Annotated in this window: 22 protein-coding genes; 14 read left to right on the forward strand and 8 right to left on the reverse strand. The window is 64.2% G+C overall.

Translation table 11 applies throughout. The annotated features are described in order from the left end of the window. Positions 1 to 159 precede the first annotated feature (159 nt). The 5 genes from CDV44_RS25935 (at position 160) to CDV44_RS25955 (ending at position 5,932) form a co-directional block, all read left to right on the forward strand. Complete coding sequence (locus tag CDV44_RS25935; protein WP_087691472.1) at positions 160 to 876, forward strand: energy transducer TonB; 717 nt, start codon at positions 160 to 162, stop codon at positions 874 to 876. 35 nt (positions 877 to 911) lie between these two features. Further along, positions 912 to 1,694 carry a MotA/TolQ/ExbB proton channel family protein gene (locus CDV44_RS25940; protein ID WP_087691473.1) on the forward strand — a complete coding sequence of 261 codons (783 nt, stop codon included), beginning with the start codon at positions 912 to 914 and terminating at the stop codon, positions 1,692 to 1,694. Beyond that, positions 1,695 to 2,111, forward strand: a complete 417-nt coding sequence (locus tag CDV44_RS25945) for a biopolymer transporter ExbD (RefSeq protein ID WP_087691474.1) — start codon at positions 1,695 to 1,697, stop codon at positions 2,109 to 2,111. Positions 2,112 to 2,387: 276 nt separating this feature from the next. Next, a complete protein-coding gene (locus CDV44_RS25950) occupies positions 2,388 to 4,538 on the forward strand; it encodes a TonB-dependent siderophore receptor (RefSeq protein WP_249277722.1) in 2,151 nt (716 codons plus the stop codon). 17 nt (positions 4,539 to 4,555) lie between these two features. After that, a complete protein-coding gene (locus CDV44_RS25955) occupies positions 4,556 to 5,932 on the forward strand; it encodes a histidine-type phosphatase (RefSeq protein ID WP_170936106.1) in 1,377 nt (458 codons plus the stop codon). A 55-nt stretch (positions 5,933 to 5,987) separates the two neighbouring features. Here the strand turns inward: CDV44_RS25955 and CDV44_RS25960 are convergent, their stop codons facing one another. Continuing rightward, positions 5,988 to 6,860, reverse strand: coding sequence for a LysR family transcriptional regulator (locus tag CDV44_RS25960; RefSeq protein ID WP_170936107.1), 873 nt, complete (start codon positions 6,858 to 6,860; stop codon positions 5,988 to 5,990). A gap of 305 nt (positions 6,861 to 7,165) precedes the next feature. Between CDV44_RS25960 and CDV44_RS25965 the strand changes: the two genes are divergently transcribed. From CDV44_RS25965 to CDV44_RS25975, 3 genes are read left to right on the forward strand one after another with little or no spacing between them, the layout of a single operon-like run. Beyond that, complete coding sequence (locus CDV44_RS25965; protein ID WP_212677151.1) at positions 7,166 to 8,440, forward strand: efflux RND transporter periplasmic adaptor subunit; 1,275 nt, start codon at positions 7,166 to 7,168, stop codon at positions 8,438 to 8,440. A 2-nt stretch (positions 8,441 to 8,442) separates the two neighbouring features. Then, positions 8,443 to 11,589, forward strand: coding sequence for a multidrug efflux RND transporter permease subunit (locus tag CDV44_RS25970; RefSeq protein WP_087691477.1), 3,147 nt, complete (start codon positions 8,443 to 8,445; stop codon positions 11,587 to 11,589). Beyond that, on the forward strand, positions 11,586 to 13,070 hold the full coding sequence (locus CDV44_RS25975) for an efflux transporter outer membrane subunit (protein WP_087691478.1): 1,485 nt from the start codon (positions 11,586 to 11,588) through the stop codon (positions 13,068 to 13,070). Before CDV44_RS25970 ends, CDV44_RS25975 begins: the two co-directional genes overlap by 4 nt. A gap of 94 nt (positions 13,071 to 13,164) precedes the next feature. Here CDV44_RS25975 and CDV44_RS25980 read toward each other — a convergent pair whose 3' ends face one another. After that, positions 13,165 to 13,761 (reverse strand): nitroreductase family protein, encoded by a 597-nt coding sequence (locus CDV44_RS25980; RefSeq protein WP_058375681.1) that lies wholly within the window; start codon positions 13,759 to 13,761, stop codon positions 13,165 to 13,167. 123 nt (positions 13,762 to 13,884) lie between these two features. Between CDV44_RS25980 and CDV44_RS25985 the strand changes: the two genes are divergently transcribed. Continuing rightward, positions 13,885 to 14,826: a LysR family transcriptional regulator gene (locus CDV44_RS25985; protein ID WP_087691479.1), complete on the forward strand. Its 942-nt coding sequence runs from the start codon at positions 13,885 to 13,887 to the stop codon at positions 14,824 to 14,826. Here CDV44_RS25985 and CDV44_RS25990 read toward each other — a convergent pair. Continuing rightward, on the reverse strand, positions 14,738 to 15,913 hold the full coding sequence (locus CDV44_RS25990) for an MFS transporter (RefSeq protein WP_087691480.1): 1,176 nt from the start codon (positions 15,911 to 15,913) through the stop codon (positions 14,738 to 14,740). The two genes, CDV44_RS25985 and CDV44_RS25990, sit on opposite strands and share 89 nt — an antisense overlap. Positions 15,914 to 16,037: 124 nt before the next feature. On the opposite strand from CDV44_RS25990, the gene CDV44_RS25995 reads away from it, so the two are divergent. The 3 genes from CDV44_RS25995 to CDV44_RS26005 all read left to right on the forward strand — a co-directional run bounded on the left by CDV44_RS25995 (position 16,038) and on the right by CDV44_RS26005 (position 18,408). Then, on the forward strand, positions 16,038 to 16,931 hold the full coding sequence (locus CDV44_RS25995) for a LysR family transcriptional regulator (RefSeq protein ID WP_212677152.1): 894 nt from the start codon (positions 16,038 to 16,040) through the stop codon (positions 16,929 to 16,931). A 135-nt stretch (positions 16,932 to 17,066) separates the two neighbouring features. Further along, the gene (locus CDV44_RS26000; protein WP_064675125.1) at positions 17,067 to 17,834 is read left to right on the forward strand and encodes an autoinducer binding domain-containing protein; all 768 of its coding nucleotides are present in this window, start codon (positions 17,067 to 17,069) and stop codon (positions 17,832 to 17,834) included. A 310-nt stretch (positions 17,835 to 18,144) separates the two neighbouring features. Next, positions 18,145 to 18,408, forward strand: coding sequence for a DUF4148 domain-containing protein (locus CDV44_RS26005; protein WP_058375676.1), 264 nt, complete (start codon positions 18,145 to 18,147; stop codon positions 18,406 to 18,408). A 262-nt stretch (positions 18,409 to 18,670) separates the two neighbouring features. Here the strand turns inward: CDV44_RS26005 and CDV44_RS26010 are convergent, their stop codons facing one another. Genes CDV44_RS26010 through CDV44_RS26030 form a run of 5 tightly spaced genes read right to left on the reverse strand, consistent with a single transcriptional unit; the run spans position 18,671 to position 23,878 of the window. After that, on the reverse strand, positions 18,671 to 20,176 hold the full coding sequence (locus tag CDV44_RS26010) for an efflux transporter outer membrane subunit (protein ID WP_087691554.1): 1,506 nt from the start codon (positions 20,174 to 20,176) through the stop codon (positions 18,671 to 18,673). A gap of 17 nt (positions 20,177 to 20,193) precedes the next feature. Beyond that, positions 20,194 to 21,198, reverse strand: coding sequence for an HlyD family secretion protein (locus CDV44_RS26015; protein ID WP_087691483.1), 1,005 nt, complete (start codon positions 21,196 to 21,198; stop codon positions 20,194 to 20,196). After that, on the reverse strand, positions 21,195 to 21,404 hold the full coding sequence (locus tag CDV44_RS26020) for a DUF1656 domain-containing protein (protein WP_058375673.1): 210 nt from the start codon (positions 21,402 to 21,404) through the stop codon (positions 21,195 to 21,197). Before CDV44_RS26020 ends, CDV44_RS26015 begins: the two co-directional genes overlap by 4 nt. After that, complete coding sequence (locus tag CDV44_RS26025; RefSeq protein ID WP_087691484.1) at positions 21,401 to 23,401, reverse strand: FUSC family protein; 2,001 nt, start codon at positions 23,399 to 23,401, stop codon at positions 21,401 to 21,403. Before CDV44_RS26025 ends, CDV44_RS26020 begins: the two co-directional genes overlap by 4 nt. A gap of 3 nt (positions 23,402 to 23,404) precedes the next feature. Beyond that, positions 23,405 to 23,878 carry a MarR family winged helix-turn-helix transcriptional regulator gene (locus CDV44_RS26030; RefSeq protein WP_058375671.1) on the reverse strand — a complete coding sequence of 158 codons (474 nt, stop codon included), beginning with the start codon at positions 23,876 to 23,878 and terminating at the stop codon, positions 23,405 to 23,407. Positions 23,879 to 24,018: 140 nt separating this feature from the next. Between CDV44_RS26030 and CDV44_RS26035 the strand changes: the two genes are divergently transcribed. Both CDV44_RS26035 and CDV44_RS26040 read left to right on the forward strand, forming a co-directional pair. Continuing rightward, positions 24,019 to 25,188, forward strand: a complete 1,170-nt coding sequence (locus tag CDV44_RS26035; protein ID WP_087691485.1) for an acyl-CoA dehydrogenase family protein — start codon at positions 24,019 to 24,021, stop codon at positions 25,186 to 25,188. Positions 25,189 to 25,338: 150 nt separating this feature from the next. Continuing rightward, entirely contained in the window at positions 25,339 to 26,712 is a 1,374-nt protein-coding gene (locus CDV44_RS26040; RefSeq protein WP_249277723.1) for an MFS transporter, read from the forward strand. Positions 26,713 to 26,804 lie beyond the last annotated feature (92 nt).

Raw genomic sequence — 26,804 nt, forward strand, 5'->3', positions numbered from 1 at the left:
ACGGTGAGGTCACACTGAATTTCTACAATTCGTCTCGTTATCCGAATCGCATTTCTTCGGCGTCGTTTTGCACACGTGTGCAAATGATTTGCAAAAACACGGAATGGGATTCGGTGCCGTTGATGACCTGCGTCTGCCTAGACGCACAAGGAGAGTTCGATGTCTGGAGCGAATGGCGTCATGCCGGCGCTGCAAGTCCCGGCGTTGCCCAGTTGGTTGGTGGCGCCGCGTGCTTCGCAAGCGCTGCGATTGGGTGGCGTGATCGCATTGCACGTTGCGGCCCTCATGCTGGCGCTGCAATGGCATAGCGAACCGACGTTGATCACGCCGCCTGCGCCCATTTACGCCACGCTCGTTCAAGACACGCCGACGCCTGCCGTCACGCAATCGCCGCCGCCTCAACCCCAGAAGCCGGAACCGAAGCCACAAGTCACGCCGAAGGCAACGCCGCGCCCGGTCGCCCCGTCGCCGAAAAGCGAACCCGCGCCAAGTGCTCCGGCGACCGACCCGACACCGGCAGCCCCGGCAACGGCCGCGCCGAGCGCCGCAGCCGCACCGGCAGCAACGCCGTCACCCGTGGTCCCGGCGACGCCGCGCACCATCACGCACGGCGTGCAGTACCTGCGCGCCCCGGTGCTCACCTATCCGGAGTCGTCGCGCCGCATGGGCGAGGAGGGTGTCGTGACGGTGCGCGTACTCGTGGGTGCCGACGGACTGCCGCGCGAAATTACGGTGCGCCAGTCGTCCGGCTCTGCCGCACTCGATGCCGCCGGCATTCGCGCCGTGCAGCATGCCGTGTTCAAACCCTATACCGAGGACGGCAAGCCGCAAGCCGTCTATGTGATCGTGCCGCTGCGTTTTTCGCTCGACACCTGACCTCACCTGACCCGCCTATTTCTACCGAGGCTTTTATGGCAACTCCTCAATTCGGATTCGAAACACTGTGGGCGCAAGCCGACGGCGTGATCAAGGGCGTCGCCCTTTTGTTGTTCGTGATGTCGGTGGCGTCGTGGTACGTCATCGTGACGAAGGCGTTCGCCAACTGGCGCTTGCGCCGCATGGCCGATCAGGCGACCGGCGCGTTCTGGAAGGCGGGCTCGCTGCGCGACGGTGTCGCCACGCTCGACGGCGACGCGCGCGGCAACCCGTTTGTCGAACTCGCGCACACGAGTCTGGACGCCACGCTGCAACATCATCAAGCCACCGCCGCCGGACGCACGCCGCCGGTACTGTCCGACTGGTTGACTCGTGCGCTGCGCGAGCGCATTGCGCGCCGTCAGGTGCGCATGCAAAGCGGTATGCCGGTGCTGGCTACCGTTGGTTCCAGCGCACCGTTCATCGGTCTGTTCGGCACCGTGTGGGGGATTTATCACGCGCTGATGACCATCGGTGCATCGGGGCAGGCCAGCATCGGAGAAGTGGCGGGCCCGGTCGGCGAGACGCTGGTGATGACCGCGCTCGGTCTGGCCGTCGCGATTCCCGCCTCGCTGGCTTACAACGCCTTGCTGCGCGCCAACAAGACGTCGGTGGCCGCGTTGTCCGCGTTCATCTACGAACTGCACGACATGATTGTCGTCGGACAGCGTTTGCCGGAAGGCGGTGAACGTATCGACGCCGGTGCCGACGCCGAGGTGAAGGCGCTCGTGACGGCCAAGGAATCGCGCCGCCGTGAAGCCATGCCGGAGGCTGCGTAAATGGCCGGTGCCGTGCATAACGACGTCGAAGACGACTTCAACCCCGAGATCAACACCACGCCGCTGGTGGACGTGATGCTGGTGCTGCTCGTGATCTTCATCATCACGATGCCCGCCCTGCAACACGCCGTGAAGATTGATTTGCCGCGTGCGGCGTCGGCACCCGCCGAAGTCAAACCGGAAACGATCGACGTGGCGATCGATGCCACGGGCGTCATTCACTGGAACGACCGTGTCGTCGACCTCGACGGCATGCGTGCCTTGATTACCGACGCCGCCCGTGCGCAGCCGCAACCCGAACTGCATCTGCGCGCCGACCGCAAGACGGCTTACGAGGACGTCATGCAGGTGATGTCGGCGGCGCAGTCCGGCGGCCTCGCCAAGATCGGTTTCGTCAGCGAGGCGGCGAAACGCTGAAGGCCCAACGGCCGGAATCCAGATCTCGCGTCTTCGTGCGCGGCTTCGCAAAGACTCACCGAGTTCCACCCATTTCGATAAGGCACACCGGCCGCTGCTGCGGCACCGGTGGGGGCGTTTGCGCGCCCGCATCGGTGCCAACGGCAACACCAACGTAGCCGGTTGCCAGATAACCACAACCCTTCGCACACCACTTCGATCACCATGCGCCACGATCTATCGCAACGCCTGACGCATCGCAAGACTGCACCCGCGACCGCATTTGCCGCTTCACACGTGTCTCCCCATACTTCGACGCTGTACGCGCGCCTCGTCGCGGCTGGACTCTGTCTGGCAGGCTTGCTGCCGCTCGCCGCGCAAGCGCAGGCAAAGGCAGACGCCGCCGCCACAACCGTAGTGGCAGCGGCCGGCAGTGAAGCCACGCTGCCGGAAGTGAATGTCTCCGCCGCCCAGATCACGTCGCCCACGAGCCTCAAGCGCAGCGCCAGCGCCGGTGCACTCGGCGATCACCCGGAAATCGAAACGCCGTTCTCGATCAAATCGGTGTCCGGCGAAGAGATCGAAGACCGTCAGGCCAACATCCTCTCGGAAGCGGTCAAGTACGACGCGTCGGTCACGTCGATCAGCACGAGCTACAGCACGCACCCGGCCACGCTCGCCGTGCGTGGCCTGCCGCTCGACGACCTCAACGGCTACAAGATCGACGGTCTGGCGAGCGTGAACCGTGGCGTGGAAATGCCGCTGGAAATGTTCGACCGCATCGAAGTGCTCAAGGGCCTGACCGGCTTCATGTACGGCTTTGGCAGCCCCGGCGGTATCGTCAACTACGTGACCAAGCGGGCGACCGAACAATTCACGCTGAGCTATGACCAGGGCTGGTCGGAAGACGGCGTGTGGAAGGAGCACCTCGACACGGGCGGGCGCTTCGGCAAGGACGACCGCTTCGGTTTCCGCTTCAACGCGGTGCACGAGGAAGGCAACGCGGCCGCCGACAGCGCCAAGATCAATCGCACGTCGGTGGGCCTCGGCCTCGACGCGCGCCTGACCAATGACCTGACCGTCACGCTCGACACGATGTGGCAAGAGCGCCGCACGTCCGGTGGTGTCGACATCATCACCAGCCCGAAGTACTCGGTGCCCGATCCGATTTCGGGCCGCTCGAAGCTGTATAGCAACGGCTCCTACACCGACGTGACCTACAAGATGGCCACGCTCGGCGTGCAGTACAAGATCGCGCCGGAATGGGTCGCCAAGGTGGCTTATCGCTACTCGGATTCGGTGCGCCAGTACAAGAAGGATCAGTACTACATTTCGAGCAACAAGGGCGACTACTCGGACCGCATCAGCGCTGAGTACCACAGCTACGAGTTCGATGAAGTGCAGGCAACGGTCGAAGGCAAGTTCAAGACCGGGCCGCTCACACACGAAATCGTCCTCGGTGCGAGCAACCTGGTGCTGCTGTCGAACAAGTCGGTCAATACGCCGAAGGTGGTGGTCGGCAACGGCAATCTGTACTCGCCGACGATCTACTCGGCCAACAACGTGAACTTCAGCGGCGGCACGTACGGTGACGACAAGCTGACGCAACGCGCGATCTTCGCGAGCGACCGTATCTCGTACGGCTCGTGGTCGTTGCTCGCCGGTGTGCGTTACCAGACGTACGACGAAATCGCGCATGCGTCGGCAACGGCAGCGGCCACCACGTACCACGCCTCGCCGGTCACGCCGACCGTGGCGTTGATGTACACGCCGCGCAGCGATCTCACGTTCTACACCAGCTATGTCGAATCGCTGGAGCAGGGCGGTACTGCCGACAGCACGACGAAGAATGCCAACCAGCAGATGGCCCCGATCAAGAGCCATCAGTACGAAGTGGGCGTGAAGACGGATCAGGGGCGCTGGCGTGCGACGGCGGCACTGTTCCGTGTGGAGCGCGGGGCGGAGTACGTCAACAGCGCGAACTACTTCGTGCAGGACGGCAAGGTGCGCTATCAGGGTGTTGAACTGGGTGGCTCGGTCGACGTGCTGCGCAGTCTGACGCTCGATGCCAGCGTGATGGGGCTGAATTCGGAATACGTCAATGCGGCCGCCGGCGTGAACGGCAAGCGTGCCGTCGGTGCGCCGAACTGGCAGGCCGCTTTCCAGGCAACGTGGCGCGTGCCGGCCGTGCAAGGTCTGTACTTCCAGTTTGGCGTGCGCTACCTCGGCGGCATGGCGATCGACTCGGGCAACGTGAATTACATCAACCCGTCGGCATTGCTCGACGCCGGTGTGGGTTACCGCACGCGCATGTATGGCAAGCTCGTGACCCTGCGTGCCAACGTGACGAACCTGACCGATCGCCGCTACTGGTCGTACTACCAGGAGAACTACCTCCAGGTGGGGGCACCGCGTACGCTCAGCCTGAACGCGCGTATCGACTTCTGATGGGGAGACAGAAATCCATGCAACGACATTGCCGGAATAGCGGCGGAATGTGGGCGGCGCTGGCGGTGGTCATCGCCAGCGGCCTGACGACGGCGCTGGTGTCGCCGGCTGCGATGGCTGCGGAGGCATCCGCCGCAGATTCGGCGGCGAAGGCATCGGCGCCTTCGGGGATGCGTCTGGAGCGCGCCGTGATCGTGATGCGTCATGGCGTGCGCGCAGCAACCGACACGCCCAAGATGGACGCGGCGTCTGCGCAACCGTGGCCCGCCTTCGAGGTCGCCGATGGGCAACTGACGCCGCATGGCTACAAGGCGGTGACGTTGCTTGGCACGTGGGAGCGCCAGACGCTCAATCGCGCCGGGCTGCTGGGCAAGGCGGCGTGTGCGGGGGCGGCCGACACGTTCGTCTGGACGAGCCCGTCGCCACGAACGCAGGCGACAGCCAAGGCGATGCTCGACGGCATGTTCCCGGGCTGTGGTGTGCCGGTGCGGCACACCACCAATGCATTGGACACGCTGTTCCATGGCGCGGAGATCGGCCTTGGCGCCCCCAATCCGAAGCAGGCAAACGAGGCCATTCTGCAAGCCATGGGCGGCTCGCCCGAACTGGCGCGCAAGAAGTACGAAGCTGACGTCGCAGCGATGGTCGAGGCGGTCGGCGTACCGGCCGACTGCGCCGCCAAGCGCGGTAGTGATGCGTGTGGTCTGTATGCCAAGGCGTGGGGTGTGAAGGACAGCGGCAAGATCGGTCTGACTGGGCCGGTGTCGGTCGGCGCGAGCATGAGCGAGACCATTCGCATGCAATACGCCGATGGCTGGCCGCTTGAGCGCATTGCCTTCGGGCACGTGAAGGGCGAAGACGATGTCATCCGTCTGATGGGCCTGCGCAGCGCCAAGTACGACCTCGTCAACCACACGCCGTATCTGGCGCGACGCGGTGCCTCGCAGTTGCTGAGTCAGGTGGCCATGGCCATCGAATCAGGGCCGGGTGTGGCGAAGGCCAAGCCGGTGAAGGGTGGTCCGCCGCCCGCGCGCCTGACGCTGTTCGTGGCGCACGACACCAACATCTCGCAGGTGCGCGCGATGCTCGGTTTCGACTGGAAGCTCGGTGCGTATCGCGAGAACGATGTGGTGCCGGGTGGCATGCTGATGTTCGAGCGCTTTGTGCGCCAGCGCGACGGCAAGCGTTTCGTGCGCGTGTCGTATGTTGCACAGAGCCTCGATCAGACGCGCAATCTCGTGCCGCTTGACGACGCGCATCCGCCGTTGCGCGCTGTCTATCAATCGAAGTCCGTTGGTAACGAGTGGATGACGTTGGCGCAGTTCGAATCGTTGACGGCTGGTGTCATCGATCGGGAGGCTATCGCGCCGGAAGCTTACGTCGATACGAAGTAAGCGACTCAATCAGCCTCAATGCAATGGGCGGCGCTTTGTGCGTCGCCCATTGTCTTTATGGCGTCGCCGCGCTCCCGCGCAGCAATTCCCCGAATCGCCCCTCGCACCAGCGCATCACGTCGTTGGGTTCTCTCCCAAATCGCCACAGCATGCGCACCGGCAATTGCGGCAACCCCAAGTCGTCGCAGCGCAGTTCGTGCAGGTCTTCGTACTGGGCGATGTCGATGGGCAGCACGGCCCAGCCGAGCTTGTCGACCACCATGCTGGCGATCACATACGAGCTATCCGCGCGCCAGATCGACGGACTCAACTGCAACGGCGTGAAGTCGCCCATCTGCAACAGAATCTGCCGGTATTTCGCCAGATCGCCACGCGTCACGTGATCGCGGAAGGCCAGCGGGTGGTCGCCAGCCACGAAGACGCCCTGCACGGCGGAGCCCACGTACTTGTGCCCGAGCGCCGATGAAATCGCACCACGGTCGACGTGAAAGCCAATATCCGCGCGCTGCTTCTCCACGTACTCGGCCACTTCCGTCGACGTGCCATTAAGCAGCGTCAGCTCCAGATAGGCAAATTGGTGCGCGAGATCGCGAACCAGTTCGCTCACGGCCTGATAGGGCAACGCTTCGTCGATGGCGAGCGAGAGCTGCGGCTGCTCGCCGTACGCCAGCGCATTTGCCCGGTGATTCAGCCCTTCGGCCTGACGCAACAACTCTTTGGCTTCGAGCAACATGACGTCGCCCTGATCGGTCAGACGGGCATTGCGCCGGCTGCGGTCGAACAGCTCGAATCCCAAATCGGCTTCGAGCAAGGCAATGGCCGTGCTGACCGCCGATTGAGCTTTGCCCAGACGACGCGCGGCAGCCGATATCGAACCTTCTTCGGCCGCCGCCACAAAATAGCGCAATTGTTCAATTGTCCAGTTCATCCATCCATTCTATAGATAGGTTCCAACTTTTTCTAACATCGTTTTCAGGTCAGAATCGCGGTTCTCCTAGTGAAACGCCGAATTGAAACGCCGAAACAGGCGAGGCGGCAGACGACCGGATCTCCCGGTCCGGTGGTCTCAGGTTCAGACCCCTTCGCGCAACGCGCACCTGCCACCCACGGCGACCCATGAAAGAGACGCAGGTGCCCGGTTCCCCATCGCCGGCCCTGCCACCGGGTCGATGCAGCGCTCCCAACGCCGTGTCGACACCCCCCCGACCGGATGTCGTAAATCCAAGTTTCTACATGTCATCGAAAATCGAATACCGAACCCGCTTCGGAATGCTAACGGGCGCGCTCGCGGGCCTGCTCCTGCTCGCTGCCTGCACGGATCGCGGCAAAGAAGACAAAGCCGACGCTACGCCGGAGGCCGTCGTGCGCACGGTCGAACGTCGTGCCGAGCCACTCACGACCCAGCAGCCGGGACGCCTTGAGGCTTACCGCAGCGCCGACGTGCGTGCGCGCGCTGGCGGCGTGGTCATCGAGCGTCGCTATCAGGAAGGCCAGAAGGTCGCGCGCGGCGACGTGCTGTTCCGCATCGACCCGCAGCCGCTGTCGGCGGCGCTCGATGCCGCACGCGGTGCGCTCGCCAAGGCACAGGCCGAACATGACTCCGCCAAGGACAAGATCGAGCGCTATCGCGGTCTGCTCGAAGAGCGTGCCATCAGCGCCCGCGAAGACGCCGAATCACGTGCTGCGGAAGCCCGCACGCGTGCCGACGTGCTGGCCGCGCGCGCCGAAGTTCGTCGCGCCGAGTTGAATCTTGGTTACACGAGCGTCGTCTCGCCCATCGCGGGCCGCGTGCGTCGGGCCGAGGTGACGGAAGGCGCGTTGGTCGGTCTCGATTCGCCGACGTTGCTCACGCGCGTCGAGCAGATCGATCCGATCTACGTGAACTTCTCGCAACCGGCCGCCGAGGTGTACGCCATGACGCGCGATCTGCGCGCCGGCAAGTTGCAGAACGGCAACGAAGCGGCCGCGCCGAAGGTGCATGTCACGCTGCCCGACGGCCGCGAATACGACCTGCCGGGCAAGCTGCACTTTACCGATCTCGCAGTCGATCCGGGCACCGACACCATCGCCATGCGCGCACTGCTGCCGAACCCGGACGGCGTGCTGCTGCCCGGCGCTTTCGTACAGGTGCGCATGCAGGGGGCGGTCAATCCGAACATCGTGCGGGTGCCGCGCGAGTCGCTGCTTCGTACGGGGAATGGTGCGGTTGTCCGCGTGGTCGATGCGCAAGGCAAGGTGCACGACACCAAGGTGCGCGCCGAAGCGATCGAGGGTCGCGACTGGCTCGTGACCGACGGTCTCAAGGGCGGCGAGCAGGTGATCGTGCACAACGTGGCGCAGTTCGCCGACGGCATGCAGGTCAAGGTGAAGGCAGATGGCGAGCCGAAGGTTGCCGCCAAGCCGGCCAGCGCTGCTGCCGCGGCTACGCCCGCTACCCCTGAAGCCCAAGCCAAACTTGAATCCGATCCGGCGCGTGCCGGACCGGCCTCCAAAGCGGAGACGCTCTAACAATGGCTCGTTTCTTTATCGATCGCCCGGTATTCGCTTGGGTGATCGCGTTAATCATCACGCTGGTGGGTCTGCTGTCGATCCGGTCGCTGCCGGTGGCGCAGTACCCCGACATCGCGCCGCCTGTCGTCAGCATCTGGAGCAGCTATCCGGGCGCGTCGGCCAAAGTGGTCGAAGATTCGGTGACTGCCGTGATCGAGCGCCAGATGAATGGCGCGCCGGGGCTGATGTACATGTCGGCCTCGAGCGGCAACGGCGAATCGTCGATCAGCCTGTCGTTCCGTCAGGGCACCAGTCTCGATCTGGCCGCTGTCGAAGTGCAGAACCGGCTGAAGACCATCGAATCGCGTCTGCCCGAAGTCGTTCGTCGCTACGGCGTGAAAGTCGAACGCGCGGCGGACAACGTGCAGATGGTGGTCACGCTCTCGTCGAGCAATCCGTCGGTCGATGAGTTCGACCTCGGCGAAATCGCGGCGGCGCAGGTCATGAACCAGCTCAAGCGCGTGCCCGGTGTCGGGCAAGTGCAGTTCTGGGGCACGGAGAAGGCCATTCGTATCTGGCCCGATCCGTCCAAGCTGGTGGCGCTTGATCTCACCGCCTCCGACATCGTCTCGCGAGTACGTGCTTACAACGCGCGTGTGACCATCGGCGATCTCGGTGCCGGGGCAACGCCCACGGCAGCCCCCATCAACGCCAACATCGTCTCAGACAGCGCGCTGTCGACACCGGAGGAGTTCGCCAATATTCCGTTGCGCGTGCGCGCCGACGGTTCGGCGATCCGGCTGGGCGATGTGGCGCGCGTGGAGCTGGGTGCGTCGGATTACAACTACTCGTCGCGCGTCGACGGTCTGCCGGCCACGGCCATGGGCATCAAGCTCGCTGCCGGGTCGAATGCCATCGAAGTGATGAAGGCCGTGCGTGCCGTCATGGACGAGCAGGCGAGCCTGTTCCCGGCCGGGGTGTCGTATCAGATCCCGTACGAAACCGCGTCGTTCGTGAAGGTGTCGATCCAGAAGGTCTTCAAGACCTTGCTCGAAGCCGTGGTGCTCGTGTTTCTGGTGATGTACCTGTTCATGCAGAACCTGCGGGCCACGCTGATCCCGACACTCGTCGTGCCGGTCGCGTTGCTTGGCACCTGCGGCGTGCTGCTCGGACTGGGCTATTCGATCAACACGCTCACGATGTTCGGGATGGTGCTGGCCATCGGCATTCTGGTGGACGATGCCATCGTTGTGGTCGAGAACACCGAACGGATCATGGTCGAGGAAGGGCTGCCGCCTTATGCCGCGACGGTCAAGGCCATGCGGCAGATCAGCGGCGCCATCGTGGGTATTACGGTCGTGCTGGTGACGGTGTTCGTGCCAATGGCATTCTTCTCGGGCGCCGTGGGCAACATCTATCGCCAGTTCGCGGTCACGCTGGCGGTGTCGATCACCTTCTCGGCGTTCCTCGCCCTCTCGTTGACGCCCGCGTTGTGCGCCACGTTGTTGCGCCCGATCTCGGCCGATCACCACGAGAAACGAGGTTTCTTCGGCTGGTTCAACCGTACGTTTGCGTTGGGCACGGAGCGCTACACGCGAACGGTCAGCAATACGCTGCGTCGTCCGTGGCGTGCCATTGTGGTCTACGCGGCGGTGTTGATTGCCGTGCCGCTGGCGTTCATGCGCTTGCCGTCGGCCTTCATCCCGGAGGAAGACACCGGCAGCTTCATGGTGATGGCCTCGGAGCCGCAAGGCGCGACGCTGCCCGAAGCGATGACGGCTCTCACGCGTATCGAGTCCTATCTGATGAAGGACGAGCCGGTCAAACACGTCTTCGTGCTGGGCGGCTGGAACGAGTTCGGTGCCGGGCCGGGCGGCGGCATGTTGTTTGTGACGCTGAAAGACTGGCACGAGCGCACATCGAAGCACGACGGCGTGAATGCCATCGTCGATCGCGTGAATGCGAAGTTCGGCGGTCAGCCGGACCGCATGGTGCTGGCGATGAACAGCCCGGCGTTGCCGGAACTGGGTTCGTCGAACGGCTTCAGCCTGCGCTTGCAGGACCGAGCCGGGGTGGGCAACGAAACGCTCATCGCCGCGCGCGATCAACTGCTCAAACGCGCGGTCGACGACCCGGTGCTCAAGAACGTGATCTTCGCCGGTCAGGGCGATGTGCCCCAGATCGACGTCACGCTCGACCGTCGCAAGATGGAAGCGCTCAAGGTGAGCATGGACGAAGTGAACACGACGCTCGCGACCATGTTCGGTTCCGACTACGTGGGCGACTTCATGCTCGGCGCGGAGAACCGACGTGTGATCGTTCAGGCCGATGGCCGTCAGCGCGTGTCGCCGGAGAACGTCGGCAATCTGCGCGTGCGCAATGCCAGCGGCGAAATGGTGCCACTGTCGTCCTTCGTGTCGCTCAAGTGGAAGCTCGGTGCGCCGCAGTTCAAGCGTTACAACGGCTATCCGTCGTTCACGCTGCAAGGGGAATCGGCACCGGGCAAGAGCAGTGGCGAAGCCATGGCGCGCATGGAGCAACTGATGGCCGACATGCCGAAGGGCATCGGCTACGAGTGGAGCGGCCAGTCGCGCGAGGAGCGTATTTCCGGCGCGCAGGCACCGATGCTGTTCGCGTTGTCGATCCTGGTGGTGTTTCTCGCACTCGCCGCGCTCTATGAAAGCTGGGCCATTCCGGCGTCCGTCATCATGGTGGTGCCTCTGGGGGTGATCGGTGCGTTGAGCGCAGTAAGCCTGCTTGGCATGCCGAACGATATTTACTTCAAGGTCGGTTTGATTGCGACCATCGGTCTGTCGGCGAAGAACGCGATTCTGATCGTGGAAGTGGCGAACGATCTGGTCAAGCACGGCATGAGCTGGATCGATGCGGCGGTGGAAGCCGCGCGTCTGCGCCTGCGCCCGATCGTGATGACGTCGCTTGCCTTCGGCTTCGGCGTGGTGCCGCTGGCGATCGCAACGGGCCCCGCGTCCGGCGCGCAGCGCGCGATCGGTGTCGCGGTGCTGGGCGGGATCGTGACGGCCACGGTGCTGGCGATCTTCCTCGTGCCGTTGTTTTTCCTGTGGGTCGGGCGCTTCGTGCGCCGGCCGAATCCGAATCAGGCGGACGCTGCGGTTGATGTGAAGCCGGCCGCCGAGGGGAATGTATGACGAAGTTTCGACCCCGCAATCGCGGGATGACCGTGGGCCGCATCGCTAGTCTGGCGCCGTTCGCCTTGCTGGCCGGTTGCACACTGGCGCCGACGTACGAGCGTCCGGCGGCACCGATGCCGACGACTTATGACGCCTCGCCGGACGGCTCGGTGCCGGCTTCGGCGTCGCTCAGTTCGATGACGGCACTCACTGCCGCCCCGACGGCCGATGCCGATTGGGCGGAGGTGTTCACCGACCCGGGCCTGCAAGCGTTGATCCGCAAGGCACTGGTGCAGAATCGCGACCTGCGGCTGGCCTCGCTGCGCGTACAGGAAGCGCGCGCGTTGTACGGCATCGAAGCCGCGAACCTGCTGCCGAGCGTGCAGGCAGGCGGTGCCTTCGGCCGCCAGCGGTATGCCGGGACGTCGGACGGCAACGGCGGCACGACGGGCAATTACGTCGCCAACGACTTGCGTGCGACGGTGGGTGTGAGCGCATTCGAACTCGACTTCTTCGGTCGTGTGCGCAGCCTGCGCGACGCGGCGCTTCAGGAGTATCTCGCCAGCGAGGAAGCGCAGCGCGCGGCGCAGGTGAGTCTGGTCGCCGAGGTCGCCACGTCGTACATCGGTCTGGTCGCGCTCAGCGAGCAGATTTCCTATGCCCGCGACGTATTGGCGGCACGCGAGGAAGGCATTCGGGTCATCCGTCTGCGGGCCGAACGAGGTCTGGTCGACGATCTCGATCTGAACACCGAGACGACGCAGGTCGAAGTCGCGCGTGCAGCGCTTGCCGAACGGGAGCGCCAACGCAGTCAGGTCGTGCACGCGTTGCAGGTGCTCACGGGCGACGTCGGCACCCGGCCGGTTGCCGCTGCCACGCTTGACGACGCGTTCGTCGTGCCGGTGGCGGCAGGGTTGCCGTCGTCGCTGCTGATGCGCCGTCCGGACATCCGCCGCGCCGAAGCGCAGTTGCGCGCGACCAATGCGAATATCGGTGCGGCGCGCGCCGCGTTCTTCCCGTCGATCAAGCTCACGACTGAGATCGGCACGGCCAGCACGCGCTTTGCCGATCTGTTTGGTGCAGGCTCGGGTGTCTGGTCGTTCCTGCCGCAGATCACCGTGCCGATTTTCGACGGTGGCCGCAATATTCAGGGCCTGAACCTTGCCGAAGTGCGCAAGGAAATGGCCGTGGTCACGTACGAGCAGACCATCCAGACGGCGTTTTCCGAAGTGGACGATGCGCTGACGGCACAGACGCAACTGGCGCGTCAGTTTCAGGCGCAGAAACGCGTATCGGATGGCGAGCGTGAGCGGCTGCGGCTGGCCAAGCGCCGTTATGTGAACGGCGTGGCGAGCTACCTCGAACTGCTCGATGCGCAGCGCAGCGAGTTTCAGGCGGCGCAGCAGTTGATCGACGTGAAGCAGCGCGTGCTCGTCAATCACGTGGCGTTGTATCGCGCGTTGGGCGGTGGCTGGGAGCCGCAGCCGTCGGCATCGTGATCGGCTGATCTGCGTTCAGGGCGTCGCTGTCAAAGAAAAACCCCGCCGGTTCGAGAGACCCGGCGGGGTTTTTTTTTACATCAGGCGATGCGCTTTAGAACGCGAAGCGGCCTTCGGCAGCAATCTTTGCGAGCGGCTCACGCGGGCTCGGCACTTCACGCGAACGCAGGCCTTCCGGTAGCGTGGCGGGGTCGCCCGGGCGGCCGATAGCGACGGCGGCTTCGATCGTGTACTTCGACGACAGGTCGAGTTCGTTGCGGATCTTGTCGTGCTCGATGCCGGCCATGGCGTGCGTTGCCCAGCCCGAGAGCGAGGCTTGCAGGGCGAGGTAGCCCCACGCGGCGCCCGTGTCGAGCGCGTGCGTCGGTGCCGGCACTTCCTGCTGCGAGCCCGGGGGCGTCAGCGTCGACTTCGAGATCACGATGACGATGGCGGCCGCGTGCTTGGCCCAGCTTTGGTTGAATTCGTTGAGAAAGCCGACGAACTGTTCCCAGTGCGGCGTGCCGCGACGGGCATACACAAAGCGCCACGGTTGCGCGTTGTAGGCCGACGGCGCCCAGCGGGCGGCTTCGAAGAACGTGTTCAGCGTGGCTTCCGGCAGCGTTTCGTCGGTGAACGCGCGCGGCGACCAGCGGGCCACGAATTGCGGGTCGATCGGATGGTCGGCTTGGCGGGGCGTCGTGTCGGTCATACGGAGAGTCTCGTAGGCAAAGGGAAGTCGAAGGGTGAAGCTGGACTATCGGGGCGCTAGCATACCAAGCCGGCGCGCCGATCCCAACCAATATCGGGGCACGTGCATATATCATGACGCTCCATGAACACCCTCAAGAACATGCGGATCTTCGTGCGTGTGGCCGATGCGGCAAGCTTTGCCGGTGCGGCGCGTGCGCTCGACATGACCACGCCACAAGCCTCGAAAGCGGTCTCGGAACTCGAAGCGCATCTGCGCACCCGTCTGCTCCATCGCACGACGCGAAAGCTGGCGCTGACCGACGCCGGTCATCGCTATCTCGCGCGTTGCCGCGAGATTCTCTCGATGGTCGAAGACTCCGAGGCGGAGGCCGGTGCCGCAAGCGCTGCGCCGAGCGGCACGCTGCGTCTGCACGCGCCTGCCAGCTTCGGGCAGGTGTTCGTCATCCCCGCACTGGCGCGATTTCTTGAGCAACACCCCGACGTACAGGCCGATCTCATTCTGTCGTCACGGGTGCCTGACCTGCTCGAACAGAACATCGACGTGTCGCTGCGGCTGGCGACGGCGCAGTTGCCCGACTCTGGCCTCGTCTCGACGCGTATCTGCCGCATGGCTTCGGTGTTGTGCGCTGCGCCGCTCTATCTGGAAATGCACGGTGCCCCCGGCTCACTGGACGAGTTGGCACAGCACACGCAAGTGCGGCTTATCGCGCCGCACTATTCCGTCGATCACTGGCATTTCGAAGGGCCCGACGGGCGCGTGAAGATCCCCGTGCCCGCAGGGCGTCTGCGCGTGAATACGGCCGACTCGCTGGCGGCCGCGCTGATCAGCGGCTGCGGCGTGGGCCCGGTGCCGTTGCTCTCGGCGTTGCCCGCCTTGCGCAGCGGCGCGTTGGTGCGGGTGCTGCCCGACTATGAATTGCAGGGCACCAACGTGTACGCCGTCTATGCCTCTCGGTTGTATCTCGACGCGAAGGTCAAATCGTGGATTGAGTTTCTGCGGGTGTTTGTGGAGCAGGCGCTCGCCGCACCTGACGCAGCAACGCTACTGCCGCGCACGCGATAAGCAGGCCGATGCCGAGCGATACCCAGAGAATAGCGAGATCGCCCCAGTGCTCTCGCGCCAGTGCATAGCCCCAAGGGGCAATGGCCGAGAAGGCAAACGCGGGCGTCAGCAACGTGCCTAGCGCACGGGCATAGGCACCGGGTGCAAAGAGTTCCAGCGGCAGGCTGGCGCGCAGCAGCGTGGCCAGCCCGTTGAGTGCGCCGTAAGTGAAGATGAACACGGCCGCCACCACCAGCGACGACATGCCCGCCAGTCCCAGCGCGAAGCACAACGGCAGGCCGCAGCCGACGATCACGTTGAGCCTCACCGCGCTGGTCTGACGCGGTTGCAGCCACTCCAGCATGCGCGCACACACTTGCCCCAGCCCCCATAGCGCGGCGAGACCGACCGGCAGTCCTTGTGCGCCGAGCAACGCGGTCAGATGGGCGGCGAGTCCCGACGACAGGATCGACACCAGCGCCATGACGCTGCCGTAAAGCAGAGCGGGGCGCCACGGCAAGGCCGTCGATGCCCTGTGTGTCTCACCTGCCGTCGCTGCACGCGGTGGCGTCGGCGGCAGGCTGCACAGCAACCCCCACGCGATCAAACCGAATCCGCCGTACACCCACACCCCCGCGCGCCATCCCCATGCATCACCGAGCCAATTGCCCAACGGCCAGAACACGGTCGTGGCGAGCCCGCCCATCAACGTGATCTGTGTCATCGGCCGGCGTGCGGCAGCGCCATAAAGCGCGGCGAGCGTCGCGAAAGCGGCATCGTAGAGCGACAACCGCATACCGACGCCAAGCAGGCACCACGCGCCATAGAACTGCACCAGCGTCGTGCTGGTGGCGAGCACCGCGCAGCCTGTCGAACAGATGAGTGTGCCGGCGCACATCACGCGCCGGCCACCGAAGCGTTCAAGCCAACGGCCCGAATACGGCGAGACGGCGGCCATGACCAGCATGGCGAGCGACGGGCCGGCAAACACGACCGTCTGCGCCCAGCCGGTCGACTGCACGATGCGCCAGGCAAAGGCGCCGGGCAGATAGAAGCTCACGCCCCAGTTGATCAGTTGCGCAAGACCTAGCGTGACGACGGTGGGCATGGTGATGTAGGGCGCATGCCGGGACGGGCAGCAACGAATGGCTGGGGGAGGTTGCCATGGTGCGCGCAACCCATCTCTTGGTAAAGTCTTGGCATCTTATTCGATCCATAAGGAAAACTTTGAGATGCGCCGCCTGAATCTGGATCAACTTCATACCTTTGCCGAGGTCATCGACGCCGGCAGTTTCTCCGCTGCCGCCGATCGCCTCGATCTCTCGCAACCGGCCGTCAGCCTTCAGGTGCGGCAACTGGAGCAGCGCCTGAACGTGCGCCTGATCGAGCGCGTGGGCAAGCGGCTCAAGCCGTCGTCGGCCGGACTGACATTGCTTGAACACGCGCGGCGTATCGATGCCGTCGTCGAAGAGGCTTTGCAGGCATTGTCCACACATGCCGAAGGTATCGCGGGAGAGGTCGCCATCGGCACGGGCGCCACCGCTTGCATTCACTTGCTGCCGCCCATGCTGCGAACGATGCGAAAGCGCCACCCGGCGCTCGACATTCGCGTGAGCACCGGCAACACCGATGATGTTTTAGCAGCCGTAACGGAGAACCGTCTCGACGTGGGGCTGGTGACGTTGCCCGCTGCCGGACGCAGCTTGCATATCACGCCGGTGTTGCGTGATGAGTTCGTCGCCATCGGTGCATCGGGCGCGCAAGACTGGCCCGAAAAAGTGACGCCGCATGCGCTGGCGGCGATGCCGATGGTGGCGTTCGAAACCGGCAGCAGCACACGGCTTTTGATCGATGAGTGGTTTTTGCAAGCGGGGTTGCGTGTGCGTCCGGTCATGGCGCTCGGCAGCATTGAAGCCATCAAGGAAATGGTCGCTGCGGGGCTCGGCTACAGCATCGTGCCGCGCATGGCCGTGAGCGCCGCGCACCATCGACGAGGCCTGCGCATTGCCGCGTTGACGCCGGAACTCTCGCGCACGCTGGCGATCGTCGTGCGGCAGGATAAACCGCTCGCGCCCGGTTTGCGCCGCGTGTTGCAAGCGCTGGAAGGTCTGGGTAGCGCGACATGATGTCGCATGTTAATAATTGGCAGTCCACGTCAATGGGGCGTGTTGTTTTACTGCTCAAAATAAACTATCCGCAAAATGCGAAGCTCGGACTACAATGCGCCAACATCGGCATCTAACAAGAAAGTGCAATTGGAAATGCATCACAATCTTTACCGATATGAGGGGCTCCTCAGCGCCCGCTCGGTCGAGGCGCTTGACGCAGAATTTCAGCAACTGACGCACGTACTGGGTTATCACGCGCTGTTCTATGCACCGTTGCTGCCGCGCCGCGAGCGCGAGGCGGCGGCGTTTCACGCGGGTGACGAGCGCATTACCGCCGAGGGCATGCCGAGCCGGCACATCTTTACGACGTTTCCGGGCGCGTGGATCGAGCGCTACCAAGTGGCCGGCTACGCGGAAGTCGACCCGGTGCTCATCGCCGCGAACCTGTCGCCGCTGCCGATTCTCTGGCGCTCGTTTCTCACACAGAAACGGCCACATCCCATTTTCGCGGATGCGCGTGAGCACGGGCTCGGCTGCGGTGTGACCGTGCCGCTGTACGGTGCGGCCGGCGAGCGTGCCATCTTCACTGCGGCAACTTCACAATCGCCGGACGAGTGCGCCGAACACGAAGCGCGCATGATGGGCGAGATTTATCTGGGCGCGCTGTATTTCCATCAGGCCGTGCAGCAACTCGACATGCAGTGGGTGGCCAGCCGCAGTGCGGGCAAATTGAGTCCGCGCGAGATCGAGAGTCTGCTGTGGGCGGCGCGCGGCAAGACGGCATGGGAAATCGGACTGATTCTGAAGATATCCGAGCACACCGTGACGTTCCACATCAATAACGCCAAGCGCAAACTGGGTGCCGTCAATCGGCATCAGGCCATTGCCGCAGCCATTAGCAGCGGATTAATTGCCCCCTGAATTCACGGGCGACGTTGATTCATCGCCCTGAATTCCCCTGTATTTCCCCGGAAACTTCGCCTTCCCATTCCCATGGGATGAAATGGCTCGATCTTCGAGAGATCGATGCCATCTCGCCGTCGCCTGTTCGCCATTCCGGCGCCATTTAGCGCGCAATTCGCCCCGATTTAACAGCTTTTGCGAAACAGTGTGTTGTCGCAATCGGGCTGGCTCATTGCTAGGGGAAAACTATAATTTACTCAGGACGAAAGCTGGCTCGCATGCGGTTTTCGCTCCCTGAGCGTCAAATTAACGATAAAAGGAGTTTTCCATGAAAAAGAACCTGCTGACTGCCGTCGCGCTCGTTGGCTTTGCCATGGCCGCCGGTTCGGCATTTGCCGACCAGACGCAAACGGGTGGTGTGACGCGTGCGCATGTACGTGCCGAACTGCAAGCCGCGCGTGAACTCGGTCTTTCGCCGGTGACGGAATTCAACTTCCCGTACACCTACGAGCAGTCGATTCAACTGCAAAAACGTACGGCCGAAATTGAAGCCGCACAGCAAGGTGTCGCAACGCAACCGATGACCAACTAAGCACGCAAGCCTACGTTGTCAGTTTGACCCGCTGTTAGCTGCACCCGATTCGCCGACGGCCCGCCTGACCTTTGCGGTCCCGCCCGCGCCGCGCGAATCAACCCGACGCCGTACCGCGTCACTTACCACAGCCCCGCCCGAGGATTCGTTCCCGACGGGGCTTGTGTGTTTCTGGGGCCCGGTGTTTGAGGCCGAGGCAAAGAGAAAGCGGATGTGTCTTGCGACGACATCCGCTTTTTTGCGTCCGGCTTTACCGGTCGGCTCAGTTTGTCTTGACGACCGGTGATTCGGGGGCGTTCTGCACGTTCTCCCCCTTCTCGTGCTTTGCGTGCGATTCCGCCAGCGAAGTCGCATCGTTGGCGGCACTTGATTGCCAGCCACCGCCAAGGGCCAGAAACAGGTTGATCTGGTCCATGGCGACTTGTGTCTGCGAGGCGGCCAGTGCCGCTTCCGTGCTGGCGTGCGTGCGATCGGCGTCGAGACTCGTGAGGTACGGCGCGCGCCCGGCCTGATACAGCCTGCGGTTCTGATCCGCCGCGAGACTCGACTTGTCGCGGGCGTCGCGCAGGGCGTCGTCGCGTTCGAGTTCGTGGGTGTAGGCCGACAGGGACGTCTGCGTTTCCTGCAAGGCCTTGAGCACCACGCCGTCGAAGTGCGCGAGCGCAGCATCGGCGCCGGCTTCCATGCCCTTGATGTGGGCGCGCACGCCGTTGGTCGGCAGCGACCACGAGATCATCGGGCCCACGCTCCATTGTTCCGTACGGCCTTGCCCGAAGTGTTCGAGCATGCCGCTGGCACCCACCGACGCGCCGATACGGATTGTCGGATACAGGTCCGCCGTTGCCACGCCGATCTTGGCCGTGGCCGAGGCCAGCTCGCGCTCTGCCTGACGCACGTCGGGGCGGCGTTTGAGCAGCGCCGTACCGTCACCGACGGGCAGGGCCTGCTTGAGTTGCGGAATCTGACGGCACTCGGTCACCTTCGGATCGAGCGAGCCCGGCACCTTGCCGAGCATCACGGCGAGCCGGTACGTGGCGGCTTCGTGTTGTGCCTTGAAGTGGGGCAGGGCAGCGCGCAGCGTGTCGGCCTGCGACTGTGCGCGCAGCAGATCGGTCGGTTGATCGCGGCCGACGTCGACGAGCTTGCGCGTGATCGCCACGCTCTTTTCCTGCAACTTCAGTTGATCGTTGGCAATGTCGAACTCGTGATTGGCCGCGCAGCTTTGCACGTAGGCGCGCACGGTTTCGGCGGCCACGCTGACGCGGGCCACATCGAGCGCGGCGTGGCTGGCTTCGGCGGCGGCGAGCGCGGCTTCATCCGCACGGGCGAGTCTGCCGAAGAAGTCGATCTGATACGAAATCGACAGCGCTGCGGCGGCCAGATTGATCACCGGCAGCTTTTCTTCCTGAAGAAAACTCTCGCCCGAAAGCTGCGCACGCGCCGCGTTGGCTTCGACGCCGCCTTGCGGCAGATTTTCCGATTCGACTTCGTGATACATCGCAATCGCGCGCTGCACGTTGGCCACGGCCACGCGCACGTTGGTGTTCGCGGCGAGGGCCTGCTTCACGAGCGCGTCGAGCTTCGAGTCGTCGTAGAGTTGCCACCAGTCGTCCGGCACCTCACCAATCGACACGGCACGCTGGTTGGCCGTCGCGATCGGGCCATTGGCTTGCGCCGAGCGCATCACCGAGTTCTCCGGCAGATGGTAGTCGGGACCGACGGTGGTGCAGCCCGCGACGAGTGCTGCGGCCGCAGCCACCGCACTCATCAAGATCAATCTGGTTTTCACTGCTGTGCTCCCTGAAGGGAACCTGTCGTGCGCGCGGCGGCAACGGTGGTGTGCGCAGCGCTGTCAGTGGCCTCGGCGGCCTTGGTGGACTTCGACGGATTGCCTTCTTTCGATCCTTCTTCCGATTTATGGCCCTGTGCTTCCACGACCGTCACGGTGGCGGTGCGGCCGGCGACGAGCCGCATGTCCTTGGGCACATCGTCGAGCGCGATGCGCACCGGAATGCGCTGGGCAAGACGCACCCAGTTGAACGTCGGGTTGACGTTCGGCAGCATCGACGCGCCGCTGGTACGGTCGCGGTCTTCGATGCCTGCGACGATGCTTTGCACATGACCGTGCAGTACGTGACGCTCACCCATCAGGCGCACTTCAACCTTGTCGCCAATGTGGATGCCGCGCATCTTCGTTTCTTCGAAATAACCTTCCACGTGCAGCGAATTCGCATCGACCATCGAGAGCACCGGACGGCCCGTGCTCACGTAGTCGCCCACGCGCGGCAGGCGATCGTTCAGATAGCCGTCGGCCGGTGCCAGCACGCGGGTGCGTTCGAGATTGAGCTTGGCGAGTTGCACGGCGGCATTGGCTTGCGCCACCGCAGCTTCACCCGACTCGACCTTGGCCTGACCGGCTTCGACCACTTCCTTCGCGACGACTTCGGTCAGTTGATGATTGCGGGCGTTTTCGCGGCGCGATTGCGCCAGCGTGGCGCGCAGTGCGGCGGCGTTGGCTTCGGCCTGTTGCAGCGCCAGCGTGTAGCGGTCGCGGTCGATCACGAACAGCAGGTCGCCGCGATGCACGGGCTGGTTGTCCTTGACCTCGACATCGGTGATGAGGCCGGAGACGTCGGGCGCCACCTGCACGATGTCGGCGCGAATGCGGCCGTCGCGGGTCCACGGGGCGACGGTGTAGTAGTCCCACAGATGCAGGAGAACAAAGACCGCAACGACCGAGACGGCGAGCGTCAGGATGACGGGCCCAAGGGAGCGAAGTTTCAGTTTCATGATTGGCAGGCGCGCACGATAGCGACAATGCCGCCCAGCGCAATGATGTACACAGCAAGGTTGAATAACGAACGGTGCCAGACCAGCTTGTAAAAGCCGGTGCGCGCAAGCACGAAGCGCAGCGCACCTGTCAGCACGAAGGCCACGATCATCAGGGCCAGCAGCATCGGCACGAATACGCCGTAGATGTCGATCTCTCCGCTCATTGGGCACTCTCAGGTCGTGTGGCCGGGAACAGCGCAATGTGGATATCCATGAGCGAGGCGCGCGCGCTGCGCGAGGCCTGATCGCTATGGGCAACCAACGAGCGCACAGCGCCCAGCAGTTTGTCGTGCAGCGTGGTGTCGGGCTGGCTCACTTGTTCGTCGAGTCGCGACTGATAAAAGCGCGCCACGTCGGTGAGCACGGCCTGTACGGCATCGCGCTGCGAGGAATTCAGATGCGGCAGCTCTCGCTGCAACGCCAGCGCCGAGAGTTCGACGCGCACTTCGGTAAAGCCGTCGCTCGACGTCTCGCTCTCGCTGGCGGCGAGTCGCGGCACCAGTTGACCGAGCCGGTCGAGCAGGCGCGCACGCAGGCGGCCGTGTTCGGCCACCGAGCGGCCGACGGCGTTCTTCGCAATGTCGCGCCAGCTCGAATGAATCAGCCGCCGCATCGCCACGCGTGTGCCGAACGGGCGTGTCTGCAAGGTCCAGAGCAGCGCGAACAGCACGCCGGCAAGGCCCGCGATGTTGCTGTTGAAGAACGCCGAGAAGTCGGCGCTGTAGCCGCCCTGAATGCCGACGAAGCTCGCCGTGTTCACGGCAACGAGCATCGCGACCATCGTGAAGCGCGGCTGCGGGATGAACGTGCCGAGCAAGAGATACGGCACGGCAAACATCGCCACCAGCAGACCGAAGTCGTGCGCATTCGTCAGGATGAAGAACACGTACACGGCAGCGAAGACCACGCACACGGCCGTCGCCCAGAAGAATGAGCGGATGAACGGGGCGGGCTCATCCATCGCCGCGAAGAAGCAGCAAGCCACGGCACCGAGCGAGACGCCGGCGGCACCGTCGTTCCAGCCCGTATAGATCCACGCCATGCCCATCAGGAACGTGCACAACGCTGCCGACACCGTCGAGAACAGCAGCAAGCCGTGGTCGTAGTGGCGGGCACCGCCCAGTTCCCAATACGGAAACGCCGGTTTCCACTCGGGCGCCTCGTCGGTCTGACCGAAACGGCGTTGCAGCGACACGCAGTCCTGCCACAACTGCACGAGCGAGCGCAGGCGGTCTTCGGTCGCCGAAACGAGCGCGGCATACCAGTCGGAGGCTTCGCCGGGCAATGCCGCAGGCTTGAGCAGATGCGCCGGCGCCGGTGACGGGGCGCCCTGACGCAGCCATGCAACCACGTCGGCCATCTTGGCTTCTAGCGCTTCCGGGGCACCCTGCGGGTGTTGGCGAAGCGTCTGTACCAGCGATGCGACGGTCGAGAGCACCGGCATCATCATCGTCATGCGCCCGCGCAGCTCCTGCGCGTCGCGCACGCGCGCCGAGGTATCGGCGTCGTACGAAAGCTGGCTGATCAACTGATCGAGCGCCAGAATGTCGGCCGCCATCCGGTGGCGGCTCATGTGGCGCGCGGCCTTGCCGTCGGGGTCGGCCGAGAGCATGTCCATGGTCCAGCGCGCGGCATCGACCAGCCAGCGGCCCGAGCGGTCATGCAATACCTTCGCCACACTGGTGGGCAAGATGACCGCGCCGACGACGCTCGCACAGACGATGCCGAGAATGATCTCTTCCGAGCGCGCCACGGCGATGTCGAAGATACCGTCGGGCGTCCCCACCGCAGGCAGGGCGATGAGCGGCAGCGTGTACGACGCGAGCAAAAACACATAGCTGCGCGGCGAGCGATGGAGCAACGAAATATAGAGCAGCGTGCCGGTCCAAAGGCCGACGGCTGCCATCAGCAATTCAGGCGTATTGACCAGCGCGGGAACGAAGACGATCGACGCGGCTGCGCCGAGCAGTGTGCCCAGCACCCGGTACAGGGCCTTGGAGCGCGTGGCGCCCGTGAGCGGATGCGACACGATGTAGACCGTGGCCATCGCCCAGTAGGGGCGGGGCAGGCCGAGCGCGAGCGCGATGTAGAGCGCCAGCATCGAGGCGACAAACGCCTTGATCGAGAAAATCCAGTCGCGTGAGGATGGCCAATTGAACACGGTTTACTTCTTGGGGGGCACCATCGCGAGAATGGTCGCATCGGGACCCGTCGCGCTGGAGAGGATTTCGAACACGCGCAACACCGCTTCGAAATCCTCGCGGGGCACGTTGGCGAAAACCTTCGCGCGCAACTGGCTGAGTTCGATTTCGAGCTTTTCGGCGAGCGCTTCGCCGGCCTCCGTCAGCCGCAGCGCGTTGGCGCGCCGGTCGCTGGCATCGACTTCGCGCAGCACGAGCCCGGCCGCGCACAACTGATCGAGCAGCCGTACCAGCGAGGCGCCTTCGAGCCCGACATATTCGGCGAGCTCGACCTGACGCACACCCTGGCCAAGACGGCGGATGAACAGCAGCGGCCCGGCGCTGGCGGCAGAAATGCCGTACTCGACGATTGCGCTTTGCGATAACTGGCGCCACTGCTTACCGGCCAGCAACAGGTGGCTGGTGAAAGCGAAGCGGAGCGATTCTAGGGAGGTCATGGAGAAAGATTATATGTTAACTAATAATTAGGATGCTAGTTAATATGGTATTGCTTCAGACGAAGGAATGCCATCGCCCACACCCGTGGGTAAGATACAGACACTAAAATGGCGCCACAGGCACTCAGGAAACACGGCTTATGACATCGAAAGGACTGGATAGCGAATCGTTCGCGCTGCTGCTCGCGACCGTGCAACGTTTTATTCGCGAGCGGCTCGTGCCCGCCGAGAACGACGTCGAAGAACACGACGAAGTGCCTGCCGCACTGGTCGAGGACATGAAGGCCATGGGCCTCTTCGGCCTGTCGATTCCCGAGGAATACGGCGGCATCGGCCTGTCGATGGCACAGGAAGTGCGCGTGGCCTACGAGTTCGGTCAGACGTCGCTGGCGTTTCGCTCGGTCTTCGGCACCAACGTCGGCATCGGCTCGCAAGGCATTCTGATGGACGGTACCGAAGCCCAGAAAAGCGACCTGCTGCCACGTGTGGCGAGTGGCGAACTGGTCATGTCGTTCGCGCTGACGGAGCCCGATGCCGGCTCCGATCCCGCCGCACTCAAGACGCGCGCCGTGCTCGACGGCGACGCCTATGTCATCGACGGCGTGAAGCGCTTTATCACCAACGCGCCGCGCGCCGGAGCGTTCACGTTGATGGCGCGCACGGGCGGCGAGGGGGCGGGCGGCATCTCGGCTTTCATCGTGCCGGCCGATACGCCGGGGCTCTCGCTCGGCAAGCCCGACAAGAAGATGGGCCAGCGCGGCACGAAGACCTGCGACGTGGTGCTCGATGGCGTGCGCGTGCCAGCAGCCAATATCATCGGCGGCGAGGCAGGCAAGGGCTTCAAGACGGCCATGAAGGTGCTCGATCGCGGCCGCCTGCATGTGGCGGCGCTCTCCTGCGGCATGGCGCAGCGCATTCTCAATGAGGCGGTGGCGTATGCGCGCGAGCGCAAGCAGTTCGGTCAGCGCATCGGTGACTTCCAACTGGTGCAGGCCATGCTGGCCGACAGTCAGGCCGAGCTTTATGCCGGCTGGTCGATGGTGCAGGACTGTGCGAATCGATACGACGCGAAACCGGCCGGCAAGCGCGACGCCGAGGTGAGCATGCTGGCGTCGTGCGCCAAGCTGTTCTGTACCGAGATGGTCGGGCGCGTGGCCGATCGCGGCGTGCAGGTGCATGGCGGCGCGGGCTACATCAACGAGTACAAGGTCGAGCGCTTCTATCGCGACGTGCGCCTGCTGCGCCTCTACGAAGGCACGACGCAGATTCAGCAGCTGATCATCGGCCGCGCATTGATGCAGGACGATTGACGTTTCAGGCGGCATTCGCCCTGATACACTCGCTGGCGTTCGCTGCCCCCAAGAGCTGCCGTCGTGTCCGACCCGTCATCGCAAGGCCCGCAATCGCCATCAACATCCCAGCCGCCGGCACCATCCGCCCGGACGGTGTCGCAAACGGCCTTGCCGTTGCTCGTCGCGTCGACCTTCTTCATGGAGAACCTCGACGCGACGATTATCACCACGTCGCTGCCCGCCATGGCGCACGACTTCGGTGTGGCCCCTTCCGCGCTTTCCATCGGCTTGTCGGCTTATCTGGTTGCACTCGCCGCGTTCATTCCCGCGAGCGGATGGCTGGCTGACCGGCTCGGACCGCGCCGCGTGTTTCCGTCGGCGATTGCCTTGTTCACGCTCGCCTCGGTGCTGTGCGCGATGAGCACCAGCCTCGACATGTTCACCGTGTGCCGTGTGTTGCAAGGGCTGGCGGGCGCGATGATGGTGCCCGTCGGACGGCTCGTCGTGTTGCGCAACACCCCCAAACCGGCGCTTGTTCGTGCCATCGCAACCATCACATGGCCCGGGCTCGCCGCGCCGGTGCTCGGGCCTGCGTTGGGCGGTTTCATCTCGTCGACGTGGAGCTGGCACTGGATCTTTCTTATCAACGTGCCGCTGGGTATCGCTGCGTTTGCGGCGGCCTTGTGGCTGGTGAAGCCGTCGCCGGGGCAGCGCAAGCCGTTCGATTTTGCGGGCTTCGTCGCGAGCGGGGTCGGCGCGAGTGCGCTGATGTTCGGCGTGGAGCTGGCCAGCCGCACCCCGGCGGACTGGCCGATGGTGATCGGTTGTCTCGTCGTGGGCGGTGTCGCCATGGTGTGGTCGGTGCGGCACTTCCTTCGCACGCCGCATCCGCTGATCAATCTGGGCGCGATTCGGGTGCAGACGTTCGCGGTCGTGGTCTGGGGCGGTTCGCTGTTCCGGATTGCCATCGGCAGCGCGCCGTTTCTGCTGCCGCTCATGTTCCAGTTGGCGTTCGGCATGAGTGCGGTGACGTCGGGGCTGCTGATGCTGGCGCTGTTCGCGGGCAACCTTGGCATCAAGCCTGCTACGACACCGATCATGCGGCGCTTCGGTTTTCGCGGCGTGCTGCTCGGTAACGGCGTGCTCGTGGCGATCGGCTTCGCGTTGTGTGCGCTGCTCACGGCAACGACGCCGCTCTGGATCAGCGCGCTCGTGCTGCTCTTCGGCGGTATCTGCCGTTCGGTGCAGTTCACGACGTTGGCGACCATGGGCTTTGCCGACGTACCGCCCGACGACATGAGCGGGGCATCGACCCTCTTCTCGGCGTTGCAGCAGATGACCTCGGGGCTGGGCATCGCGCTCGGTGCGCTGGTGCTCAAGATGACCGAAGTGGCCGGCGCCACGCCCTACAGCGCGGCAAGTTTCCGGTGGACATTTGTCGTGATGGGCGGTCTGGCGTTGCTCGGCCTGATCGATGGCGCACGCCTTCCGGCAGATGCCGGCGCACAAGTCAGTGGGCATTCGCCCCGCACCGCTCGCTGATCAAGGCGTGCAGCATCATGGTTCGCCCGCGTCATCGTGGTGCGGGCGAACCGGGTTGTGCACTGCTGCGGTGCAGCACGTTGCCCCTGCCG

Origin of the sequence: Pandoraea sp. PE-S2R-1 (genome assembly GCF_002179865.1) — a bacterium.
GTDB lineage: Bacteria > Pseudomonadota > Gammaproteobacteria > Burkholderiales > Burkholderiaceae > Pandoraea.

What these genes read in the sequence shown, in the direction of transcription:
- CDV44_RS25940 (WP_087691473.1), top strand. Translation starts at nt 912, where the DNA reads ATGGCAACTCCTCAATTCGGATTCGAAACACTGTGGGCGCAAGCCGAC.
- CDV44_RS25990 (WP_087691480.1), bottom strand. Translation starts at nt 15,913, where the DNA reads ATGCCCACCGTCGTCACGCTAGGTCTTGCGCAACTGATCAACTGGGGC.
- CDV44_RS25970 (WP_087691477.1), top strand. Translation starts at nt 8,443, where the DNA reads ATGGCTCGTTTCTTTATCGATCGCCCGGTATTCGCTTGGGTGATCGCG.
- CDV44_RS25935 (WP_087691472.1), top strand. Translation starts at nt 160, where the DNA reads ATGTCTGGAGCGAATGGCGTCATGCCGGCGCTGCAAGTCCCGGCGTTG.
- CDV44_RS26020 (WP_058375673.1), bottom strand. Translation starts at nt 21,404, where the DNA reads ATGAGCGGAGAGATCGACATCTACGGCGTATTCGTGCCGATGCTGCTG.
- CDV44_RS25985 (WP_087691479.1), top strand. Translation starts at nt 13,885, where the DNA reads ATGAACACCCTCAAGAACATGCGGATCTTCGTGCGTGTGGCCGATGCG.
- CDV44_RS26010 (WP_087691554.1), bottom strand. Translation starts at nt 20,176, where the DNA reads ATGAGTGCGGTGGCTGCGGCCGCAGCACTCGTCGCGGGCTGCACCACC.
- CDV44_RS26000 (WP_064675125.1), top strand. Translation starts at nt 17,067, where the DNA reads ATGCATCACAATCTTTACCGATATGAGGGGCTCCTCAGCGCCCGCTCG.
- CDV44_RS25945 (WP_087691474.1), top strand. Translation starts at nt 1,695, where the DNA reads ATGGCCGGTGCCGTGCATAACGACGTCGAAGACGACTTCAACCCCGAG.
- CDV44_RS26035 (WP_087691485.1), top strand. Translation starts at nt 24,019, where the DNA reads ATGACATCGAAAGGACTGGATAGCGAATCGTTCGCGCTGCTGCTCGCG.
- CDV44_RS26005 (WP_058375676.1), top strand. Translation starts at nt 18,145, where the DNA reads ATGAAAAAGAACCTGCTGACTGCCGTCGCGCTCGTTGGCTTTGCCATG.
- CDV44_RS25955 (WP_170936106.1), top strand. Translation starts at nt 4,556, where the DNA reads ATGCAACGACATTGCCGGAATAGCGGCGGAATGTGGGCGGCGCTGGCG.
- CDV44_RS25980 (WP_058375681.1), bottom strand. Translation starts at nt 13,761, where the DNA reads ATGACCGACACGACGCCCCGCCAAGCCGACCATCCGATCGACCCGCAA.
- CDV44_RS26030 (WP_058375671.1), bottom strand. Translation starts at nt 23,878, where the DNA reads ATGACCTCCCTAGAATCGCTCCGCTTCGCTTTCACCAGCCACCTGTTG.
- CDV44_RS26015 (WP_087691483.1), bottom strand. Translation starts at nt 21,198, where the DNA reads ATGAAACTGAAACTTCGCTCCCTTGGGCCCGTCATCCTGACGCTCGCC.
- CDV44_RS25965 (WP_212677151.1), top strand. Translation starts at nt 7,166, where the DNA reads ATGTCATCGAAAATCGAATACCGAACCCGCTTCGGAATGCTAACGGGC.
- CDV44_RS25995 (WP_212677152.1), top strand. Translation starts at nt 16,038, where the DNA reads ATGCGCCGCCTGAATCTGGATCAACTTCATACCTTTGCCGAGGTCATC.
- CDV44_RS25975 (WP_087691478.1), top strand. Translation starts at nt 11,586, where the DNA reads ATGACGAAGTTTCGACCCCGCAATCGCGGGATGACCGTGGGCCGCATC.
- CDV44_RS25960 (WP_170936107.1), bottom strand. Translation starts at nt 6,860, where the DNA reads ATGAACTGGACAATTGAACAATTGCGCTATTTTGTGGCGGCGGCCGAA.